The 20,583-nt window shown below is 39.7% G+C and carries 21 protein-coding genes; 13 read left to right on the top strand and 8 right to left on the bottom strand.

The genetic code is table 11. The features are described 5' to 3' along the window. Positions 1-5 precede the first annotated feature (5 nt). The 5 genes from O3746_RS09080 to nudC all read right to left on the bottom strand — a co-directional run bounded on the left by O3746_RS09080 (position 6) and on the right by nudC (position 3,799). Entirely contained in the window at positions 6-788 is a 783-nt protein-coding gene (locus O3746_RS09080) for a DeoR/GlpR family DNA-binding transcription regulator (protein ID WP_070583481.1), read from the bottom strand. A 126-nt stretch (positions 789-914) separates the two neighbouring features. After that, the gene (locus O3746_RS09075) at positions 915-1,187 is read right to left on the bottom strand and encodes an HU family DNA-binding protein (RefSeq protein ID WP_005696943.1); all 273 of its coding nucleotides are present in this window, start codon (positions 1,185-1,187) and stop codon (positions 915-917) included. Between the two features lie 137 nt (positions 1,188-1,324). Further along, the gene (locus tag O3746_RS09070) at positions 1,325-1,915 is read right to left on the bottom strand and encodes a YjaG family protein (protein ID WP_049381547.1); all 591 of its coding nucleotides are present in this window, start codon (positions 1,913-1,915) and stop codon (positions 1,325-1,327) included. An 11-nt stretch (positions 1,916-1,926) separates the two neighbouring features. Further along, a complete protein-coding gene (gene hemE / locus O3746_RS09065) occupies positions 1,927-2,991 on the bottom strand; it encodes a uroporphyrinogen decarboxylase (RefSeq protein ID WP_371448739.1) in 1,065 nt (354 codons plus the stop codon). Positions 2,992-3,001: 10 nt separating this feature from the next. Beyond that, positions 3,002-3,799 carry an NAD(+) diphosphatase gene (gene nudC, locus O3746_RS09060; protein ID WP_371448737.1) on the bottom strand — a complete coding sequence of 266 codons (798 nt, stop codon included), beginning with the start codon at positions 3,797-3,799 and terminating at the stop codon, positions 3,002-3,004. 147 nt (positions 3,800-3,946) lie between these two features. On the opposite strand from nudC, the gene O3746_RS09055 reads away from it, so the two are divergent. Next, on the top strand, positions 3,947-4,402 hold the full coding sequence (locus O3746_RS09055) for a DUF3290 family protein (RefSeq protein WP_049365274.1): 456 nt from the start codon (positions 3,947-3,949) through the stop codon (positions 4,400-4,402). Then, complete coding sequence (locus O3746_RS09050) at positions 4,402-5,037, top strand: DUF421 domain-containing protein (protein WP_371448735.1); 636 nt, start codon at positions 4,402-4,404, stop codon at positions 5,035-5,037. The genes O3746_RS09055 and O3746_RS09050 overlap by 1 nt, the downstream gene beginning before the upstream one ends. Before the next feature lie 41 nt (positions 5,038-5,078). Here O3746_RS09050 and O3746_RS09045 read toward each other — a convergent pair whose 3' ends face one another. After that, the gene (locus tag O3746_RS09045) at positions 5,079-6,293 is read right to left on the bottom strand and encodes an aromatic amino acid transporter (protein WP_295663830.1); all 1,215 of its coding nucleotides are present in this window, start codon (positions 6,291-6,293) and stop codon (positions 5,079-5,081) included. A 176-nt stretch (positions 6,294-6,469) separates the two neighbouring features. On the opposite strand from O3746_RS09045, the gene O3746_RS09040 reads away from it, so the two are divergent. From O3746_RS09040 to murQ, 8 genes are all read left to right on the top strand, one after another. Then, a complete protein-coding gene (locus tag O3746_RS09040; protein ID WP_371448732.1) occupies positions 6,470-7,333 on the top strand; it encodes a YicC/YloC family endoribonuclease in 864 nt (287 codons plus the stop codon). Between the two features lie 8 nt (positions 7,334-7,341). Next, positions 7,342-8,181 (top strand): folate-binding protein YgfZ, encoded by an 840-nt coding sequence (locus O3746_RS09035; RefSeq protein WP_371448730.1) that lies wholly within the window; start codon positions 7,342-7,344, stop codon positions 8,179-8,181. A gap of 290 nt (positions 8,182-8,471) precedes the next feature. Next, complete coding sequence (locus tag O3746_RS09030) at positions 8,472-10,073, top strand: lactate permease LctP family transporter (RefSeq protein ID WP_005696934.1); 1,602 nt, start codon at positions 8,472-8,474, stop codon at positions 10,071-10,073. A 96-nt stretch (positions 10,074-10,169) separates the two neighbouring features. Continuing rightward, complete coding sequence (locus tag O3746_RS09025; protein ID WP_005696932.1) at positions 10,170-10,901, top strand: (Fe-S)-binding protein; 732 nt, start codon at positions 10,170-10,172, stop codon at positions 10,899-10,901. A gap of 1 nt (position 10,902) precedes the next feature. Next, positions 10,903-12,315, top strand: coding sequence for a LutB/LldF family L-lactate oxidation iron-sulfur protein (locus tag O3746_RS09020; RefSeq protein WP_005634829.1), 1,413 nt, complete (start codon positions 10,903-10,905; stop codon positions 12,313-12,315). A gap of 5 nt (positions 12,316-12,320) precedes the next feature. Beyond that, positions 12,321-13,019 carry a lactate utilization protein C gene (locus tag O3746_RS09015; protein WP_049368675.1) on the top strand — a complete coding sequence of 233 codons (699 nt, stop codon included), beginning with the start codon at positions 12,321-12,323 and terminating at the stop codon, positions 13,017-13,019. 97 nt (positions 13,020-13,116) lie between these two features. Beyond that, entirely contained in the window at positions 13,117-14,235 is a 1,119-nt protein-coding gene (locus tag O3746_RS09010) for an anhydro-N-acetylmuramic acid kinase (protein ID WP_070714994.1), read from the top strand. 3 nt (positions 14,236-14,238) lie between these two features. Further along, on the top strand, positions 14,239-15,147 hold the full coding sequence (gene murQ / locus O3746_RS09005) for an N-acetylmuramic acid 6-phosphate etherase (RefSeq protein ID WP_178160835.1): 909 nt from the start codon (positions 14,239-14,241) through the stop codon (positions 15,145-15,147). A gap of 60 nt (positions 15,148-15,207) precedes the next feature. Here murQ and O3746_RS09000 read toward each other — a convergent pair whose 3' ends face one another. Further along, positions 15,208-16,866: a phospho-sugar mutase gene (locus O3746_RS09000; RefSeq protein WP_049374760.1), complete on the bottom strand. Its 1,659-nt coding sequence runs from the start codon at positions 16,864-16,866 to the stop codon at positions 15,208-15,210. Positions 16,867-17,055: 189 nt separating this feature from the next. Beyond that, positions 17,056-17,625, bottom strand: a complete 570-nt coding sequence (locus tag O3746_RS08995) for a DUF5358 domain-containing protein (RefSeq protein WP_080972310.1) — start codon at positions 17,623-17,625, stop codon at positions 17,056-17,058. 152 nt (positions 17,626-17,777) lie between these two features. Here O3746_RS08995 and menB point away from each other — a divergent pair, with 152 nt between their 5' ends. From menB to menC, 3 genes are all read left to right on the top strand, one after another. Beyond that, positions 17,778-18,635, top strand: coding sequence for a 1,4-dihydroxy-2-naphthoyl-CoA synthase (gene menB / locus O3746_RS08990; RefSeq protein WP_005698319.1), 858 nt, complete (start codon positions 17,778-17,780; stop codon positions 18,633-18,635). Positions 18,636-18,727: 92 nt separating this feature from the next. Further along, entirely contained in the window at positions 18,728-19,498 is a 771-nt protein-coding gene (locus O3746_RS08985; RefSeq protein WP_049368672.1) for a glycosyltransferase family 25 protein, read from the top strand. A gap of 61 nt (positions 19,499-19,559) precedes the next feature. After that, on the top strand, positions 19,560-20,549 hold the full coding sequence (gene menC, locus O3746_RS08980; protein WP_070775966.1) for an o-succinylbenzoate synthase: 990 nt from the start codon (positions 19,560-19,562) through the stop codon (positions 20,547-20,549). Positions 20,550-20,583 lie beyond the last annotated feature (34 nt).

Below are 20,583 nucleotides of genomic sequence, written 5' to 3'. Positions count from 1 at the left end.
GCACTTTATGCCACATCTACACAAATTACTTCTACGCCTTGCGCCATTATGGCGTCTTTATCAGTCTGAGATAATTTGTTATCTGTAATCAGCACATCAATTTGCTGCCAGGTTAATTCCACATTTGGCATTTTTCTGCCAATTTTTTGTGATTCCACCATCACGATCACTTCGCGAGATACTTCAGCCATCACTTGGCTTAAGCGAACCAACTCATTAAATGTCGTTGTACCACGTTCTAAATCAATGCCATCGGCACCAATAAATAATTGGTCAAAGTCATAAGAACGTAGCACTTGTTCGGCAATATTGCCTTGGAAGGATTCAGAACGCGTGTCCCAAGTGCCTCCCGTCATTAAGAGTGTAGGTTCATTTTCGAGTGAACGTAATGCGGTGGCCACCGAAAGCGAATTCGTCATCACAACCAAGCCTTGCTTCCGATTAAGTTGTTTAATCAAGGCGGCGGTCGTGCTGCCACTATCCACAATAATTCGATTGTGATCACGAATACGTTCTGCAGCCGCTTTAGCTAAGACTAACTTTCGTTGCGAAAGTTCATCATCTTGTTCTTCTTCGATGATTTCTTGTGGCATTAAAATGGCACCACCGTATTTACGAAGAAGGAAACCATTACTTTCCAATGCGGTGAGATCTTTTCGAATCGTCACTTCAGAGGTGTCAAATAACTGTACTAGCTGTTCTACACTGACTTCACCTTGTTCTTGCAGCAGTTGCATGATGGCATGTCTGCGCTGTTGGGTATTTCGGTGTTGAATGTTTCGTTTCATTATTTATATCCGTATTTAAGTTTCGGTTCGGAATTATATCGGCAAAATGATGATTGTAAAGCTAAAATTTAGGCAACAAAAAACCCTGACAAAGCAGGGTTCAATTAAAATTCGTTTTAAGACAAATTATTTGATTGCGTCTTTTAATGCTTTACCAGATACGAATGCTGGAACTTTAGATGCTGCGATTTTGATTTCTGCACCAGTTTGTGGGTTACGGCCAGTACGTGCTGCACGTTTGTTCACTTTGAATGTACCGAAACCGATTAATTGAACAGGTTCACCTTTTTTAAGGCTACCAGTGATAGCGGCTAAAGTAGCTTCTAATGCAGCTTTAGCTTGTTTTTTGTTTAATTCAGCTGCACTTGCAATTGCATCGATTAAATCTGTTTTGTTCATAAATTTGTACCTTCTGTTAAATTAAAATTGACTCTATTCAAATAAGCGTAGCTTTTAACTGCTACGGCTTGGGCAAGTCTAATCGAACTTGGCAGGAAATAAAAGCCCGATTTACAAAATTTGTGACAAATCTCACGTTATTGCTCAATTTTTATACCAATATTGGAGATTCCCTCCTGTTTGATCTCGTTTCGGAGGGATAAAATCAGGTCTACATCGCGTTTTTCACAGTCTTTGAGTAAGCGATAGATTTGCCATTGAAGGTCAAGTTCTTCTTCAATTTCTTCACGGCTTTTTAGTTCGCTCTCAGAAAGATCACGATTTTCTTGTGTCTCTAACAAAGAACAAACTGTACCTAACGAAATTTGGCTGATTTGAATCGCTTTTTCTAATGTTTCGCCTGCAATAATAGCATGCAATAATTCACCTAACGCTTCACAAGCATCGAGAGCGGGTACCACACCAAAGAAGTCATAATCATTCACATCAGGAATAATCTCTTCGAGCTTCTCTAATTGGTTTTCGAAATTGATTTTCGCCCCTTTAACGGTTAGAAATTCCCACACTAAATTTAAAATGTTGTGATAGGTCTTTTCTGCTTGCTCCTGTTCAGTCATTTGACAAAACAGGGCAAAGTTCGGTGCCATGCGTTCGCATAAGCAAGCCATAAAGGTCAGATGTTGCCAGCTTTCAACATTTTCGAGGCGCTTGTGAATTGGATTTCGCATTTTTTTCTCGCTTATTTATGATAGGCTTTTGAGAACTCATGAATAGCATCCACAAAGATTTTTGGTGCACTTTCTGGCACATCTTGGTGGATTCCATGACCTAAGTTAAATACATGTCCGCTGCCTTGACCAAAATCAGCTAAAATTGACCGCACTTCTTGCTCAATACGCTCTGCTGGTGCATATAACACGCTTGGATCCATATTGCCTTGTAGTGCCACTTTATGGCCCACACGCGCTTTCGCATCAGCCAAATTAACTGTCCAGTCTAATCCGAGTGCATCACAACCTGTATTTGCCATGGCTTCTAACCATAAGCCGCCACCTTTAGTAAATAAAGTCACCGGTACTTTACGACCATCGTGTTCACGAATTAAACCATCGACGATTTTGTGCATATATTGCAGAGAGAAGTCTAAATATTCACGATGACCTAATACACCGCCCCAGGTATCAAACACCATGACCGCTTGTGCACCTGCTTTGATTTGTGCGTTTAGGTATAAAATCACGGAATCCGCCACTTTATCTAATAAAAGGTGTAGGGTTTGCGGTTCGGCATACATCATTTTTTTGATTTTATTGAAGGTTTTGCTGCTACCACCTTCAACCATATAAGTAGCCAGTGTCCACGGGCTACCAGAGAAACCAATCAGTGGCACTTCGCCTTTTAGTTCGCGACGAATTGTACGCACAGCATTCATCACATATTGAAGTTCGCCTTCAGGGTCAGGAATCGGTAAATTTTCGACCGCGCTTTTATTTTCAATTGGATGAGCAAATTTGGGGCCTTCACCAGCACCGAAACTTAAGCCTAATCTCATCGCATCAGGAATAGTCAGAATATCAGAGAACAAAATAGCCGCATCTAAAGCATATCGACGAAGTGGCTGTAAGGTAACTTCACAAGCTAAATCCGCATTGCGGCAAAGAGACATAAAATCGCCCGCTTCTGCACGTGTTGCTTTATATTCAGGCAAATAGCGTCCCGCTTGGCGCATCATCCATACGGGGGTCATATCCACTGGTTCACGTAATAAGGCTTTTAAATAACGATCATTTTTTAATTCAGACATGGACTTTCCTTTATTTATTTTTTTGTTCCGCTTTGCAAAGCTCAAGCGTAGCATTAATTAATTTGAGTGCGATAGTACCTGTTGGCGGTAATTCTGGCAAGGGGGCAGCGCTAGAAAACCATTGTGCATCATGCAGTTCTGTTTCTTGCAGTTGAATTTCTCCGCTGTCGTAATCAGCTAAAAAGCCCACCATTTGTGAATTCGGGAATGCCCAAGGTTGGCTACCGAAATAGCGAATATTTTTAATGCGAATACCAGTTTCTTCAAAGACTTCGCGACGAACGGCATCTTCGAAGGTTTCACCCACTTCCACAAAACCGGCTAGCGTGGTGTAAAGACCTGCTTTGCCTGGCGTGTAATGGCGTTTATGGTTGGCTAATAAAATCTCTGTGCCACGGCGAACGGCGACAATAATCGAAGGGCAAATAACGGGATAAGTACGATAGCCACAACTTGTGCATTGAACCGCTAGCTCATCGTGAGTTTGTTCCGCTTTTTGACCGCACTTTCCGCAGAATTGGTGGGTTTTCAAAAAATGATTGATTTCCACGCCTCGGCTTAACAAATGAAAATCTTCAGTTGGTAAAGACAACAAACTCCGCAGGGAAAGGTATTCTCGTTCATCTTGATCATTTTCTGCCACAAGCCATAAAGGTTGTGATTTCCATTTCCCGAGCAACATTGCTTTTTGCGTTGTGAGGCCGAGTTCCTTTGCTGTTCCGAAAGGCAGATCATTTTCCTGCCAATAAAGTGTCGATCCTTTGGTGAACAGCCAATATCCCTGATCTTCGGGCTGAATTGCTTTCATATTTTTCTCTTTTTGTTTCAAAAGTGCGGTCATTATAAAAGGGATTTTTCGGAAAAACGAATTTAATTTCTGTGATAAAAATAGCTAGTCAGTTTTCGTTGTGCTACAGTAGCAACCTGTTTTTCTCTTTAAAATTAGGAATGACAAATGTCTTTTTTCTCTTTTGCTTTTTTAGAAAATGCGATGTCTTTTGAAGGTTATTTTAAATATATCGCCATTTTTGTCTCGTTAGGTGCATTGCTTGTGGTGACAAGCTTATATTTACGTCATCGGTTACAAACCAAATATCGCGATCTCAGTATTATCTTTCTTTTATTAATTATTTTCTTGCTCGGTGTGCAATATAAGCAATATGAGCAAAATGAAGTCTATGCAGCTGATATCTCTAGCGTGGTGACATTTTTAAATTCGGTGAAAGATAGTCAAAATTTACAGAAAGAAGATATTCGTACCAATAGCCGTACATTAATGAACGGCATGATTTTAAATATTCGGGATCAGTATTTCGAAGTCCATTTTAATAATGATTTTTCAGCGTATACCTTATCCCCAATTAACTTAGTAAACCCTAATGTTACTGTGATTGATAAGGAGGATAAATAATGGATGGCTACACATTATTAGGCTTGAAATTGGCCATGGGTATTATTGGACTGGTACTCCAAATTAACTTAATGGGAAAAGGTAACCTTGCACCGACTTCCGCGATGGATCAGGTACAAAACTATGTGCTAGGTGGCATTATTGGTGGTGTGATTTATAGCGATAGTATTGGGGTATTCCAGTTCTCTCTCGTGCTCGTGCTTTGGACATTATTGGTTTTTACCCTCCGTTTTATCAAAAATCATAACAAATTAGTTAAATCTTTGATTGATGGTAAACCTGTTTGGGTGATTTCAAACGGCAAGGTAAAAACTGCTGAATGTATGAAAAACAGTATTACTGCTAATGACCTCATGTTTAAGTTACGTGCTGCCGGTATTTATGAAATCAAAACGGTTAAACGTGCGGTATTTGAACAAAATGGACAACTTTCGATTATTCGATACGGTGATGATGATTTACGTTATCCATTAATTATTGATGGACAATTAGATGATGATGTTTTAGAAATTATTGATCGTGATAAAGAATGGGTTAAAGCTGAGTTAGAAAAACAGAACCTGACGATTGAGCAAGTGTATATTGGCGAATACTTGAATGGTCAGTTAGTGGCACATTCATATGAAAACAAATAAAAGAGACCGCACCTTAAAAGTGCGGTCTTTTTTCGCTCATTTTAACCGACAACAAAAGGTAAATAACCTGCTCGGATAGCAAAAGGAATCGAAGTAATAATTACACCGAGTACCAATACAAGTACTAGCAATGCTTTACCGCCCCATACCCGATATGGCAAGTTTGGATGAATTGAGCGTGCTTTCCAAACTAATGCTACCGGTAAAACCACTGCGTAGAACGCGAACATTTGACCAGCATAACCCAGAGCGAGAATAAAACCTTCCGGATAGAAAAGGGAGAAAAGCACTGGGGGAATAAAGGTCATTAAACCTAATGAAATACGCCCTGCATGAATATCAAAAGATTGTTTGAGTAAGTCTTCGATACATTCTAATAAACCTAATGCCACCCCTAAGAATGAAGTGACCAATGCTAAAGTGGAGAAGATTTTTACCGCATTCGCAATAATTGGGCTTTGGGTGATTTCTAAGGTTGCTTTCACCAAGCCATTTAACGTGGCGTCTTCACGTAAAATTTGTAAGAACTCATTTTGACTGAGTAAGCCGTGCGTAGAAAGCTGCCATAAAAAGTAAGCAAATAATGTGATGCCAGAACCCACTAAAATCGCAATGCGTAAGGATTTTACATTACCGTCTAAGTATTTATTTAAACTTGGAATGGAACCGTGGAAACCAAATGCCGTGAAAAATACAGGGCTTGCAGAAATAATTAAAGCGTTATCAATTGGCATCGCCATTAAGTTATCAAATTTGATGTTTGGTAACATTAATGCGAGCACTAAGATAAAAGCAGCAATCATCACAAAGAATAACACGCGATTGATTTTGTCCACACTGTGTGTGCCGATGACAATAAAACTACCGAAGAAAATGGTGAATACAAGCACCGCGATTTTATTCATGGTGTCTTTATCGCCCATGGCTGGGAGTAAATCCATTAATAAGGAACCACCACCACTCACATAAGCAGCAATTAAGGCATATAAGAAGACAATTAAAACAGCAGTGGAAATAATTCGCCCTGCTTTACCAAAATATTGTGCAGCAAGTGTGCCGATCCCTGCATCGCTGTCAGCGGTTTGATACAGTTCCACGAATAAAAGTGCGGTGAAAGTAAGCACTGCCCATAAGCCAAGTAATAAGAAAACAGTCGCAGTTAAGCCAATCCCTGCAGAGGTGAGTGGCATTGCCAACATCCCTGCACCAATCATGGTTCCTGCAACAAGTAAGGTACTTCCCACGGTCTTGTTCATTTTATTTTCCTTAGGTTGTAATAATAAATTTACGATAATTGTATTTTAATCTTTACAGTGTGTAAAGTAGGAGAAACAAAATTCTTCTACAAAATGTACGGTAGAAATGACCGCACTTTCCCGATAAAATAGCCGGCAAATCAATTAAGACAAGAGACAATAGTAGGAGAGCGCTTATGATTTATAGTATGACAGCTTTTGCACGCCTTGAAATCAAGAAAGATTGGGGCGATGCAGTTTTGGAAATTCGTTCGGTTAACCAACGTTATTTGGAAAACTTTTTCCGCTTGCCAGAGCAATTCCGTGGCTTGGAAAATGCTTTGCGTGAGAAACTTCGTCAAAATCTCACTCGCGGTAAAATTGAATGTTCATTGCGTATTGATAGCAAAAAACAAGCGGCGGTTGATCTCAATTTAAATAAAGAATTAGCGAATCAAGTTATCCAATCTTTACAATGGATTAAGTCGCAAGCTGGCGAGGGCGAAATCAATTTAACGGATGTGTTGCGTTATCCCGGTGTGGTGGAAGCGACTGAGCAAGATTTAGATGCCATCAGTCAAGATTTGTTGACAGCTTTTGATGAATTGTTGGTGGAATTCATTGCAATGCGTGGGCGTGAAGGCGAAAAATTGCAAGCCATTATTCAACAACGTCTTGATGGTATTACGGTAGAAGCTGAAAAAGTGCGGTCACAAATGCCGGCGGTTTTACAATGGCAGCGTGAACGTCTATTGCAACGTTTTGAAGAAGCGAAGATTCAACTTGATCCACAACGAGTCGAACAAGAAATGATTTTATTGGCGCAACGTGTGGATGTGGCGGAAGAATTAGATCGTCTGCAAATGCACGTGAAAGAAACCAATAATATCTTGAAAAAAGGCGGGGCAGTGGGCCGTAAACTGGATTTTATGATGCAAGAGCTCAATCGTGAATCTAACACTTTAGCCTCAAAGTCCATTAATGCCGATATCACCGCTTCTGCCGTGGAATTAAAAGTATTAATCGAACAAATGCGTGAACAAATTCAAAACCTTGAATAGGAAAAATCATGGCAACATTTATTTCATTAAACCACTATGATTTGGTGGAAGTGGCGGGCGTGGATGCGGAGAAATATCTGCAAGGCCAATTAACTTGTGATGTAGTGCATTTAGCAGCTGGCGCTTCAACGCTTACAGCGCATTGCGATCCTAAAGGCAAAATGAATTCGTTGTTCCGCTTAATTAAGCTTTCAGCAGAGCAGTTTTTGATTTTAATGCCGAAAGCTTTATTGACTCCATTCGATCATTTAAAAAAATACGCGGTGTTTTCAAAAGTGACCTTTCAAGTATTGGATTGGCAAATTGCCGGCTTGATTGGTGAAAAGTGCGGTCGAATTCACGCGCAGATTGAATTAGATATTGATGAAAATCGTGCAATTTTGATCAATCCCACACCGTTAGATGTCACCTTTAATGGCGATGAAAAACAATGGCTTTGTGCGGATATTCAAGCGGGCTTACCAAGCTTGAGTGCGGAAACACAAAATGAATTTATCCCGCAGGCATTAAATCTACAAGCGATTGAACAAGCGATTTCTTTTACGAAAGGCTGTTATATCGGGCAAGAAACTGTCGCACGAGCCAAATATCGTGGCGCCAATAAACGTGCGATGTATGTGCTTTCAGGGGAAACCACAGTTACACCGAAAATCGGTAGCGAAATTGAAATGCAGTTGGACACGGCTTGGCGTAAAACTGGTACGATCGTAAGTGCTGTCAATTTTGACGGCGTTTTATGGTTGCAAGTCGTGATGAATAACGATTTGGAAGAAGGGATTCCTTTCCGTTTACCTGAAGATGGAACAGTTCTGAAAATTGAATCTCTTCCTTATTCCATAAACAACTAAAGATATTGTCTCTTAATCTATTTTAAACTTAAAAATCCTTGGCGAAGTCAATCTTTGCAAGGATTTTTTTATTATGCCTTTTGTAATGAAAATTTATTTTCTAGCACAATTTCTGTATTTTTGTCAGATTTTTTGAATGGTTAAAAAAATGTTACAAGGATAAAAGGGAAATGTTAAAAAATTATGAGATCTTTGTCACATTTTCAATAAATTTCACTTAATAGGGTATAGGTTTTTTCTTTAAAACCCATAGAATACGCGCAATTTTTAGTTATGTAAGAGGAGTAAGTATGACCCTATCTTTTATTCTTAGTGTTTTTCCGATCATCCTGTTGATCTATTTAATGGTAAAGCGTAATGCATTACCTTCTTATGTTGCATTACCTTGGATTGCAACTCTAGTAATGGGGGTTCATCTTCTTCATTTTAATACCGATATAGTGACAATTAGTGCGAATGTGACTGCAGCAATCGTGGCTGTTCAAACACCAATTACTGTTATTTTTGGTGCAATTCTCTTTAACAAATTTTCAGAAGTATCTGGCGCAACTGATACGATGCGTAAATGGTTAGGCAATATTAATCCAAACCCAGTTGCACAATTAATGATTATCGGTTGGGCATTTGCTTTTATGATTGAGGGGGCAAGCGGCTTTGGTACACCAGCAGCGATTGCAGCTCCAATTTTAATGGGGTTAGGTTTTAATCCATTAAAAGTCGCCATGTTAGCTTTAGTGATGAATTCGGTTCCGGTTTCTTTTGGAGCTGTAGGTACACCAACTTGGTTCGGTTTTGGTCCGTTAAAATTAGATTCAAAATCGATTCTTGAAATTGGTTCGATGACAGCGTTTATCCACTCCATTGCGGCATTAGTGATTCCATTGATGGCATTACGCATCATGGTGACCTGGAAAGAAATCCGTCAAAATATTGTTTTCATTTATATCAGCGTATTCTCTTGCGTGATTCCTTACTTCTTAATTGCACAATTTAACTATGAGTTCCCATCATTAGTTGGTGGCGCAATTGGTCTCTTTATTTCTGTATTTGTAGCGAATAAAGGTATTGGTTTAGCGAAAGTTGAAAACAAGTTAGATAATAATGCTGTTAGCGCAGGCCAAGTTGCTAAAGCATTACTACCAACCGGTTTATTAATTTTATTCTTAATCGTTACACGTATTCCAGAATTAGGCTTAAAAGGCTTAATGAATAACAAAGATGTGTGGTTCTCCACAGCGTTAGGTTCATTAGGCACATTTGAAGTCAGCAAAGGTTTAATTTTTAGTTTGAAAAATATCTTCGGTTCAGAAGTGAGTGAAAGCTATAAACTTCTTTATGTACCTGCGTTAATTCCATTTGTAATTACCGTATTAATTTCATTACCACTTTTCGGAGTGAACTTCAGCAGAACAAAAGGCATTTTTAGTACAAGCTTAAGCCAAGTAAAAAATCCATTTATTGCCTTAATGGGAGCCTTAGTGATGGTAAACTTGATGTTAGTGGGTGGCGAGCATTCTATGGTAAAAATCATAGGTCGTACCTTTGCAGAAGTTACCGGTAGTGACTGGACAATCTTCTCATCCTTCTTAGGTGCTGTAGGCGCATTTTTCTCAGGTTCAAATACCGTATCTAACTTAACATTCGGTAGCGTACAATTATCGACAGCAGAAACTACAGGTTTATCTGTGACTTTAATTCTGGCGTTACAATCAGTCGGTGGTGCGATGGGTAATATGGTATGTATTAATAATATCGTAGCAGTTTCTTCCGTGTTGAATATTCAAAACAAAGAAGGAACAATCATTAAGACTACGATTGTACCAATGGTCGTTTACGGTATCATTGCAGCCCTTTGCGCAAGTTTCTTAATTCCGCTATTCTATGCGCTCTAAAATAGAGGCAAAAAGCAACCGCACTTTGTGGGCGGTTGCTTAACTTTTATCGAATATTTTACTTTTTATTTTCTATTATTGTTGGAGTAATTATTTATGAACGTAAATTTCTACGTTACTTGTATTGCCGACGTAGTAAAGAGCGGTGTGGCAAAAAACACTGTATTACTACTGGAAAAACTCGGTTGTAATGTTATCTTCCTTGAAAAACAAGGCTGTTGTGGGCAACCAGCATTAAACAGCGGTTACACCAAACAAGCCATCCCTGGCATGAAAAACTTAGTCGAAACCTTTGAAGTGAACGATTATCCCATTGTTGCCCCTGCAGGTTCCTGTGTTTATGCTATCAAAAACTATCCTGACTATTTCACTAAAGCTGGTGAGTTAGGTTGGGCTGAGCGAGCGAAAAAGGTCGTCGCACGTTTCTGTGATTTAACGGATTTCATCGTCAATAAATTAGGTGTAACAGATGTTGGCGCCTATTTGCCTGGTAAAGCGGTTTATCATCCTTCTTGTAGTCTTACTCGTAAATTAGGCATTGTTGATGAACCAATCGCTCTCTTGAAAGGTGTAAAAGGGTTAGATCTTCTTCCTATTCATAATCAACAAACTTGCTGTGGCTTTGGTGGAACTTTCTCTGTGAAAATGGCAGAGATTTCTGGCGAAATGGTGAAAGAAAAAGTTGAGCATATTGAAGAGGTTGAACCGCAATATTTAATCGGTGCAGATGTAAGTTGTTTATTAAATATTGGTGGTCGTTTACAACGCGAAGGCAGCAAGATCAAAGTGATGCACATTGCGGAAGTATTAATGCAAGGGGAGAAATAAGATGTCATTGAAAACCAGTAATCTTCCTTTTAAAGCGCGTGTCGATCATGAAGTGCATAACACCATCATGCGTAAAGCGGTGGTGAAAGCTCAAGAAACTATTGGGGCTAACCGTCAAAAAATGGTGGACGAATTAGGTCATTGGGAAGAATGGCGTGATTTATCTAAACAGATTCGTAACCATGTTTTAGCTAATTTAGATGCTTATTTGTATCAATTAAGCGAAAAAGTGATGGAAAATGGCGGTAAAGTGTATTTTGCTGAAACGGCCGAAGAAGCGAGTGCTTATATTCGCAAAGTAGCATTAGAGAAAAATGCGAAGAAAATCGTAAAATCCAAATCCATGGTGACAGAAGAAATCGGTTTAAACGAAGTGCTTGAAAAAGAGGGCATGCAAGTGATCGAAACCGATTTGGGTGAATATCTATTACAAATTTCAGGTGATAAACCATCCCATATCGTTGTGCCTGCAATTCACAAAGATCGTCACCAAATCCGCAAAGATTTATCTGAAAAACTCGGCTATGAAGGTGAGGAAACGCCTGAAGATATGACGCGTTTCGTACGTGAAAAAATTCGTCAAGATTTTTTAGAGGCTGATATCGGTATCAGTGGTTGTAACTTTGCTGTAGCGGAAACCGGCTCAGTTTGTTTAGTGACAAACGAAGGTAACTTACGTTTAGCGACGACCTTACCAAAAACACATATTGCCGTGATGGGAATGGAGCGTTTAGCGCCAACTTTCCAAGAGGTGGATGTGTTAATTACGATGCTTGCTCGTAGTGCGGTAGGGGCGAAATTAACTGGTTATAACACTTGGTTAACCGGTCCTCGTCTTGCTGGTGAAACCGACGGTCCTGAAGAATTCCATTTGGTTATTGTGGATAATGGCCGTTCAGATATTTTAGCGTCTGAATTCCAAGAAGTTTTACGTTGTATCCGTTGCGGTGCTTGTTTGAATACTTGTCCGGCATATCGTCAAATCGGTGGTCATGGATATGGTTCTATTTACCCGGGGCCAATTGGTGCAGTGATTTCTCCATTATTGGGTGGCTACGATGAGTTTAAAGAATTGCCGTATGCTTGTTCTTTATGTAATGCGTGTAACTCTGTCTGCCCAGTGCGTATTCCATTAGCGCAGTTAATCTTAAAACACCGTGAGAAAATGGTAGAGTTAGGTAAAACTCCCGCGATGGAACGTTTATCTATTTTTGGTTTCACCACAGCCAATGCCAACCCAACACTATGGAAAACAGGTGTGAATATCGGTGCAAAATTAGCGGGTAAGCTGATCAAAAATGGGAAAGCACCAATTACATTTGGTGCATTGGGTGAATGGACAAAAGCACGAGATTTACCACAAGCAGATGGCGAAAGTTTCCGTCAATGGTTTAATAATAGAGAGAGAGGGTAATAAGCATGGATTTACAAAATCGCGAAAATTTTCTTAATAAATTAGCGGCGAAAATGGGTAAAGCCCGTGCTATCATACCTGAACCGATGGATGTACCAGTCAATACATACCCAACTGAGCGTTTAACTCATTTAAGTGCGGTTGATTTAGCGAATGAATTTACCAATTCTGCTAAAACCATGATGGTGGATGTAAATGTGTGTAGAGAGTCTGATGCAGTACAAACCTTACTTGCTCTCTGTGAAAAATATGGCGGCGGTGATGTTGTGCTTAATTCCGATGAAAGATTGACCGCACTTGGTATTCCAGCGGCGCTTGAAGCGAAATATACTTGCCATACATGGTCACCAGAAACGGCACAAGATAATATTAGTTTTTCTGAAAAAGCTAATCTTGGTGTGGTTTATGCAGAATATGGTTTGGCGGAAACTGGCGGAATCGTCTTATTCTCTAGTGCAGATCGTGGACGTTCAGTGAGTTTATTACCTGAAAAATCGATTGTTGTTGTACGTAAAAGCCAAGTACTTCCACGTGTTGCACAAGTGGCGAAAGTATTACACGATAAAGCACAACAAGGCGAGCGTATGCCATCTTGTATCAATATTATCTCAGGTCCAAGTTCAACGGCAGATATTGAATTGATTAAAGTGATTGGCGTACATGGCCCAGTAGCAAAAATCTATTTAGTCATTGACGACTTATAAGAATCATCCATGATGAAAAGAGAGAACTACAATGTTCTCTCTTTTTTTATTTTTTTAAAATCCGCTATAATTCTGAAAAACTCACGAATTGAATATTATGACTTATTATCTTGGCATTATGTCGGGCACCAGTCTTGATGGTGTCGATATTGCTCTTACTGACATCCATTCGAATCAAACCAAATTAATTGCGGCCGATTTCACGCCGATGCCAGCAAATTTACGTGAAAAAGTGACCGCACTTATTCAATCTGGCGAAACCACTTTACAGGCTCTAGGGGAGCTTGATCATCAATTTGGTTTTCTTTATGCCGATTGCGTAAATGCCTTTTTACGTAAACATGAGTTAAAACCTGAGCAGGTCGAAGCCATTGGCTGCCATGGTCAAACAGTGTGGCATTCCCCAAAAAGTCAATTCCCGTTTACCATGCAAATCGGTGATATGAATTTATTAGCCGCTAAAACAGGTATTACGGTTGTTGGTGATTTGCGCCGTAAAGATATGGCGTTTGGTGGACAAGGGGCGCCTTTAGTACCCGCTTTTCATCAAGCGGTATTTTTTGATCCTAACTGGGCAACGGTGGTGCTTAATATTGGCGGTATTAGCAATATATCGTTATTGATACCCGAACAGCCTGTCATTGGCTTTGATACGGGAACCGGTAATGCCTTGCTCGACCAATGGATCGAAAAACATCAAGGCAAAGCTTACGACAAAAATGGTGAATGGGCGGCTTCGGGTCAAGTAAATCCAGATTTGTTAGCGGCATTATTAGATGAAGATTTCTTTCAACTACCCCCACCGAAAAGCACGGGGCGTGAATTATTTAATTTGGCTTGGCTAGAGAATAAAATTCAAAAAATAGCAGGTAAAACGACCGCACTTTTACCACAAGATGTGCAAGCCACCTTGGCTGAATTTACCGTGCAAAGCATTGTTTTAGCCCTTAACAATATTCAGACAGCATTACCATGCCGATTACTTGTTTGTGGCGGTGGCGCTAAAAATCAGGCGATCATGAATGGCTTAAAACAAGCATTGCCAAGTTGGCGTATTCAGCTGACGACTGAATTAGATCTTGATATTGATTATGTGGAAGCAGCGGCATTTGCTTGGCTCGCTTATCGTCGTATGCATAATTTGCCCGCTAATTTACCGAGTGTAACGGGCGCTACAAGTGCGGTCAGTTTAGGGGCGATTTTTCCAAAGGAATAAACTATGGCAGAGAATTTATTACAAACCCTTTCAACTTTAATTACTGAGCAACGGAATCCCAATTCCATGAATGTGGATAGTTTATCTGCATTGGAAATTGTGCAATTAATGAATGATGAAGATAAGCAAGTGCCTTTGGCAATTGAAAAATGTTTACCTCAAATTGCCCAAGCGGTCGAGCGTATTGTTGCCGCATTTCAAAAAGGTGGTCGATTAGTCTATATTGGCGCGGGAACCAGTGGTCGATTGGGGGTGCTCGATGCTTCTGAATGCCCACCAACATTTGGTGTGTCACCTGAAATGGTAAAAGGTATTATTGCAGGCGGCGAGCGCGCATTACGTCATCCAATTGAAGGGGCGGAAGACAGTAAAGCACAATCCGTGATTGACTTACAAACAATTCAATTTTCCTCAAAAGATGTGTTGGTGGGTATTGCTGCAAGTGGCCGAACCCCTTATGTGATTGGTGCATTGGAATATGCAAAAAGTTTAGGTTCAGTGACGGTTTCGATTGCAAGTAATCCGAATTCAGCGATGGCAAATATTGTGGATATTGCCATTGATACGGTAGTGGGGCCAGAAGTATTGACTGGTTCGAGCCGTCTAAAATCAGGTACGGCACAAAAATTAGTACTGAATATGCTTACTACAGCTTCTATGATCTTAATGGGTAAATGCTATCAAAACTTAATGGTGGATGTTCAGGCAAGTAATGAAAAGCTGAAAGCACGCGCCATTCGCATTGTTATGCAAGCTACGGATTGCGATAAGGCACTCGCAGAAGAGACATTAAAGCAGGCTGATCAAAATGCGAAATTAGCGATTATGATGATTCTGAGTGGATTAGATCGTGCTCAAGCAGAGGCTTTATTAGAAAAATATCAGGGCAAGTTACAATTTGCATTGAAATAAGCAAAAATAAAACGCTAGGCATCAAACCTAGCGTTTTTTATCATTTAATAGTTTGCTTAATTAGCAATCTTGTTTACCGTAAGCATCTTGACGTAGAATTTGACGAACGCCTTCCTCAAATTGTGCTAAAACTTGATCTGCGTCTTTTGGATCTTTACCGCGAGCATCAAGGTAGAACTTGATTTTCGGCTCAGTACCAGATGGACGAGTGATTAAGCGGCTACCGTTTTCTAATACGAATACAAGGATGTCGCTTTGGCGATCAGTTTTAGTGTGGTCGATGAATTGTGCCACTTTAACACCACCTACTTCTTCTGGAGGCGTGTTGCGAAGTGCGGCCATTAATTTACCAATTTCAGATAAATCGCTTACACGAATAGAAATTTGACCACTGACATAAGCACCGAATTCTTGCGTGAAGTCATTGGCGTAATCCGCTAAGGTTTTGCCTTGTGCTTTTAAGTGACGCACTAAATCTAAGAACACGATAGCTGCAGAAATACCATCTTTATCGCGTACTTTATCAGGATCAACTAAGTAACCAAGCGCTTCTTCGAAACCGAATAATAAGCCTTGAACTTTACCGATGTATTTGAAACCGGTTAAGGTTTCTTCTGATTGGAAGCCGTATTTTTTTGCAATTTCAGCAAGTGCTGGGGAAGATACTAGAGAGCAAGCTAATGTGCCTTTTTCACCTTTTGCATGATATTGTTTTGCTAAATACCAACCTAAGAAACAACCTACCACGTTACCATGTAAAGGTTTCCAGTTACCTTGTGCATCTGGAACCGCAACCGCTAAACGGTCTGCATCTGGGTCATTGGCAATAATGAATTCTGCATTGTGTTCTTTTGCCACTTTAATGGCTAAGTCTAATGCGCCTTTTTCTTCTGGGTTAGGGAAGTTTACCGTTGGGAATGTGCCATCTGGCCATACTTGTTCAGCCACAATATGAGGTTGTGGAAGACCTGCTTTGGTTAAGGTTTTGCTTAATACTTCATAGCCTACACCGTGCATCGCGGTATAAACGTAGTTAATGTCTGCTTGAGGTTCTTTAGCAAGAGAAGCGGTTTTTTCAATATAAGCGTTAACCACTTCATCATCTAGCACAACATAATCTTGACTACGTGGTAAATCTTTTACATTGCCTGCTGCTACTTTGTCGATTAATGCCGCGATATCTTTATCTGCAGGAGAAACGATTTGGCCACCGCCGTTCGCTTTACCCAAATAAACTTTATAACCATTATCTTCTGGTGGGTTGTGACTTGCAGTCACCATGACACCTGCGGTGGTATCAAAATATTGGATTGCGTAAGCTAATACTGGCGTTGGTAATTTACGTGGAAGTAAATAAGCTTTCACGCCTGCACCCGCCATGATTTCAGCGGTATCACGTGCGAAAACATCAGAGTTTTTACGACCATCGTAACCAATCACGATGGAAGGTTGTTTGTCGTAATCTTTTAAATAATCTGCTAAACCGCCCGCAGCTTGTGCCACTAAAACACGGTTCATACCCATAGGGCCTGCTTGTAATGGTCCACGAAGCCCCGCAGTACCAAATTGTAAACGGCCACTAAAGCGAGCTTGTAATTCAGATTGTGCTTTTTCATCACCATTTTTCGCCGCCGTTAAAAGTGCGGTTAATTCTGCGTGAGTTTCTGCATCAGGATCTTGATTTAACCAGTTTTGTGCAATATCAAAAAGCGTTGTCATGATGTTTTCTCCTTGTAAAAACTAATTCTTGTTAGACTAGCTGAAAATGACTTTAATTTAAATGACTATTTTGCTTTTTTACTGAAAATTTAAGCTTTTTTTGATCGCAACCGTTTTCTCTTGATATAAAAACGGCGTAAAAATATTTACGCCGTGAGAGTGATATAAATTTATATAAAATAATAAAAATTAGAGAAGAAGGGCAGAACCCCATTTAATAATATCAAAGAAGAATTTGTTTTGATTGGTTGCAATACCATCACCCGTTTTCTTCAATGTGCCGTCATCATTTTTCGTTTCATCTACCATGCCATTTACATACTGGCCTTTCACCACATCTAAGTCTTCTTTTGCCTGAGTACGTAAGATTTGGCAAGCTTTTGGTTCTAATGCATCGACATCACCAATTTCTGCGCGGAATTTCTTAAATTGATAGGTTGCATAATTCATCGATTTTTCATCTTTTTGAATCATTTTTACATAATCTTCACCGATGATTTTTTCTAACGGATAGAAAAAGACATATTGGGAATGAATATAGCTATCTTCTTTGGCAAAATGTTGTTGCTGAATACGAGTTAAATTTGGATAGATACATTGCTCAGCTTGTTTACTTGCTGTAGCCCATGCTTTCGCATTCTCATCTGAAAGGAGATAATCAGCTTGTGCGAATTCAGCAGGAATAGTTGATTGTGATGAACCAAATAAACTACAAGCATTCAATAACATGATGCTGCTTAAAAAAATAATTTTTTTCACTTAAATTTCCTTATAACATCTAGAATGGCAAAATTTTAACAACAACAATCTGATTGTAAAGTGATTCTCTAATTGAGAAGTGATTTTCTTTCCCGAACTAAAAAACTTCCGCTATAATGACCGCACTTTTTACACTTATAAAGGAAAGAACAATGCAAAATCCAAAAGATGATGTTTTATATGCACCAGTTGAGTGGGTTGATCATAGCGAAGGTTATACTGATATCCGTTTCCACAAATCGACTGATGGTATTGCAAAAATCACGATTAACCGTCCGGAAGTGCGTAATGCATTTCGTCCGCAAACAGTCAAAGAAATGATCCATGCTTTTTCTAACGCGCGTTTCGATGAAAAAATTGGCGTGATTGTGTTAACCGGTGAAGGCGAAAAAGCATTCTGTTCTGGTGGTGACCAAAAAATTCGTGGTGACTACGGCGGTTACAAAGATGAAAGCGGTGTGCATCACTTAAATGTATTGGATTTCCAACGTGATATTCGTACTTGTCCAAAACCAGTGGTGGCAATGGTCGCAGGTTATGCGATTGGTGGTGGTCACGTACTTCATATGTTATGTGATTTAACTATTGCGGCAGACAATGCGATTTTCGGTCAAACTGGTCCTAAAGTCGGTTCATTTGATGGTGGCTGGGGCGCAAGCTATATGGCACGTTTAGTGGGGCAGAAAAAAGCCCGCGAAATTTGGTTCTTATGCCGTCAATATAATGCACAAGAAGCATTAGATATGGGCTTAGTGAATACTGTTGTACCTTATGCAGATTTAGAAAAAGAAACTGTGCGTTGGTGCCGTGAAATGTTACGTAACAGCCCAATTGCATTACGTTGCTTAAAAGCCGCATTAAATGCAGACTGTGATGGTCAATCAGGTTTACAAGAGCTCGCGGGTAACGCAACCATGTTGTTCTATATGACTGAAGAAGGTCAAGAAGGTCGTAACGCGTTCAACGAAAAACGCGCGCCAGACTTCAGCAAATTTAGACGCAATCCTTAATTTGAACATAAAAGTGCGGTTAGAAATCTGTGTGTTTTTAACCGCCTTGTCGTGATATATCTCAATCCTTATTCATATTTTAGAATTATTTTATGTCCTGTGTGAAACAACATAATTATGTGATTAGCTTAACCAGAGAAACAAAACGTCGCAAACACATTGAACAAGAATTTGGTCGGCAAAATATCCTTTTTTCATTTTTTGATGCAGTGACGCCAGATCGTATTGAGGATGTTGCAAAGAAATTTAATATTATTTTAGATCGCTCTTCAGAAGCTAAATTATGGGATGGGGAAATTGGTTGTGCGTTAAGTCATATCTCACTATGGAATTTAGCATTAGAAAAGAACTTAGATTATATCAATATTTTTGAAGATGATATTTACTTAGGCGAGAATGCAAAAGAGCTGTTAGAAGTCGATTATTTGCCTGATGATATTGATGTATTGAAGCTTGAAGCTAATGGAAGAATGGTATTTCGCGCGCCTAGACCAGCAAAGTATGATAGAAAGATTTATCCCATAACATTTAAGCAATCAGGAACGGCGGGTTATACCGTGACAGCGAAAGGCGCTAAATATCTTCTCGAACAGGTGAAAAATAAACCCCTTGAAGTGGCCATTGATTCTCTTATCTTTGAGCATTTTTTGAATTTAAAGGATTATAAAGTGGTTCAGCTTTCACCAGGGATTTGTGTGCAAGATTTTGTTGTGAATCCGGATAAGCCTTTTGAAAGTAGTTTGCAAAAAGGTCGAGAGTCGGTTTGTGAAAATCAAACGAAATTTTCAGTCTTTGAAAGAATCATAAACGAATTTATGAGAGTAAAACGTAAATTATTTATGAAACAAGTGCCTTTTAAATAGAATACGTGCGGTTAAAAATCTGTGTGTTTTTAACCGCACTTTTACCATCAAGGAGAATAAGATGGAAACCAAATCATTTAATCTTTATCGTTATTCTATTCCCGTCGATAGTCAGTTAATTTTACGTGGACGTTTTTTAAAACGCCGTGAAGGTTTGATTGTACGTGTTGCTTGCAGCCGTGATGGCTGGGGGGAAATTGCACCTTTACCTGGTTTTAGCGAAGAAACCATCGAACAAGCGCAAGAGCAAGCCATTGAATGGCTGACGAATTGGTGTCATGCAAGCTGCGAAGCTCCAAGAGTCCCCCTTGATGGTTGTTATCCTTCTGTTGCTTTTGGTATTAGCACGGCGATGGATGAGATGAAACGTTATTTAAATGAGGAAGGTAACTATCATACTGCACCGTTGTGTTATGGCGATCCTGATGAGTTATATGCAGAACTTAATCAAATGTCAGGTGACAAAGTCGCTAAAATCAAAGTCGGTATGTATGAAGCGAATCGTGATGGTTTGATTACGGATATGTTTCTTGAAGCCATTCCTGATTTGCAATTACGTCTAGATGCGAATCGTCAATGGACCTTGGAAAAGGCGTTAAAATTTGCGGAGAAAGTAAAACTACAACATCGTTCTCGCATTCAATTTTTGGAAGAACCTTGTAAAACCCGTGAAGAAAGCCGCCAGTTTGCAACTCAAACAGGCATTAATATTGCTTGGGATGAAAGTGTGCGAGAGCCAGATTTTCTTTTAGAAAAAGAACCGCACTTAAGCGCCATTGTGATTAAACCAACATTGATTGGCTCGCTGCAAGATTGTCAAAAGCTGATTGCACAAGCGCATAGCTTAGGCATAAAAGCGGTGATCAGCTCGAGTATTGAAAGTAGCCTTGGATTGACGCAACTCGCTCGTATCGCTGCGCAATATACGCCTAACGTGATGCCTGGATTAGATACATTGAATTTGATGCAACATCAGGTATTACGAGCATGGCCGGGCTCAGATTTACCGTTAATTGATCTAAATTCAGAATTTATTACCAAAATTATCTAGAGATACGACCACCATTACACAAAAAATCGCTATA

The organism is Haemophilus sp. 27098_8_127, assembly GCF_041433495.1.
Taxonomy (GTDB): Bacteria; Pseudomonadota; Gammaproteobacteria; order Enterobacterales; family Pasteurellaceae; genus Haemophilus_D.
Note: the sequence above shows the minus strand (reverse complement) of the source record. Positions and strands in the feature narration are given on the sequence as shown.

What these genes read in the sequence shown, in the direction of transcription:
- O3746_RS09080 (WP_070583481.1), bottom strand. Translation starts at nt 788, where the DNA reads ATGAAACGAAACATTCAACACCGAAATACCCAACAGCGCAGACATGCC.
- O3746_RS09075 (WP_005696943.1), bottom strand. Translation starts at nt 1,187, where the DNA reads ATGAACAAAACAGATTTAATCGATGCAATTGCAAGTGCAGCTGAATTA.
- O3746_RS09070 (WP_049381547.1), bottom strand. Translation starts at nt 1,915, where the DNA reads ATGCGAAATCCAATTCACAAGCGCCTCGAAAATGTTGAAAGCTGGCAA.
- hemE (WP_371448739.1), bottom strand. Translation starts at nt 2,991, where the DNA reads ATGTCTGAATTAAAAAATGATCGTTATTTAAAAGCCTTATTACGTGAA.
- nudC (WP_371448737.1), bottom strand. Translation starts at nt 3,799, where the DNA reads ATGAAAGCAATTCAGCCCGAAGATCAGGGATATTGGCTGTTCACCAAA.
- O3746_RS09055 (WP_049365274.1), top strand. Translation starts at nt 3,947, where the DNA reads ATGTCTTTTTTCTCTTTTGCTTTTTTAGAAAATGCGATGTCTTTTGAA.
- O3746_RS09050 (WP_371448735.1), top strand. Translation starts at nt 4,402, where the DNA reads ATGGATGGCTACACATTATTAGGCTTGAAATTGGCCATGGGTATTATT.
- O3746_RS09045 (WP_295663830.1), bottom strand. Translation starts at nt 6,293, where the DNA reads ATGAACAAGACCGTGGGAAGTACCTTACTTGTTGCAGGAACCATGATT.
- O3746_RS09040 (WP_371448732.1), top strand. Translation starts at nt 6,470, where the DNA reads ATGATTTATAGTATGACAGCTTTTGCACGCCTTGAAATCAAGAAAGAT.
- O3746_RS09035 (WP_371448730.1), top strand. Translation starts at nt 7,342, where the DNA reads ATGGCAACATTTATTTCATTAAACCACTATGATTTGGTGGAAGTGGCG.
- O3746_RS09030 (WP_005696934.1), top strand. Translation starts at nt 8,472, where the DNA reads ATGACCCTATCTTTTATTCTTAGTGTTTTTCCGATCATCCTGTTGATC.
- O3746_RS09025 (WP_005696932.1), top strand. Translation starts at nt 10,170, where the DNA reads ATGAACGTAAATTTCTACGTTACTTGTATTGCCGACGTAGTAAAGAGC.
- O3746_RS09020 (WP_005634829.1), top strand. Translation starts at nt 10,903, where the DNA reads ATGTCATTGAAAACCAGTAATCTTCCTTTTAAAGCGCGTGTCGATCAT.
- O3746_RS09015 (WP_049368675.1), top strand. Translation starts at nt 12,321, where the DNA reads ATGGATTTACAAAATCGCGAAAATTTTCTTAATAAATTAGCGGCGAAA.
- O3746_RS09010 (WP_070714994.1), top strand. Translation starts at nt 13,117, where the DNA reads ATGACTTATTATCTTGGCATTATGTCGGGCACCAGTCTTGATGGTGTC.
- murQ (WP_178160835.1), top strand. Translation starts at nt 14,239, where the DNA reads ATGGCAGAGAATTTATTACAAACCCTTTCAACTTTAATTACTGAGCAA.
- O3746_RS09000 (WP_049374760.1), bottom strand. Translation starts at nt 16,866, where the DNA reads ATGACAACGCTTTTTGATATTGCACAAAACTGGTTAAATCAAGATCCT.
- menB (WP_005698319.1), top strand. Translation starts at nt 17,778, where the DNA reads ATGCAAAATCCAAAAGATGATGTTTTATATGCACCAGTTGAGTGGGTT.
- O3746_RS08985 (WP_049368672.1), top strand. Translation starts at nt 18,728, where the DNA reads ATGTCCTGTGTGAAACAACATAATTATGTGATTAGCTTAACCAGAGAA.
- menC (WP_070775966.1), top strand. Translation starts at nt 19,560, where the DNA reads ATGGAAACCAAATCATTTAATCTTTATCGTTATTCTATTCCCGTCGAT.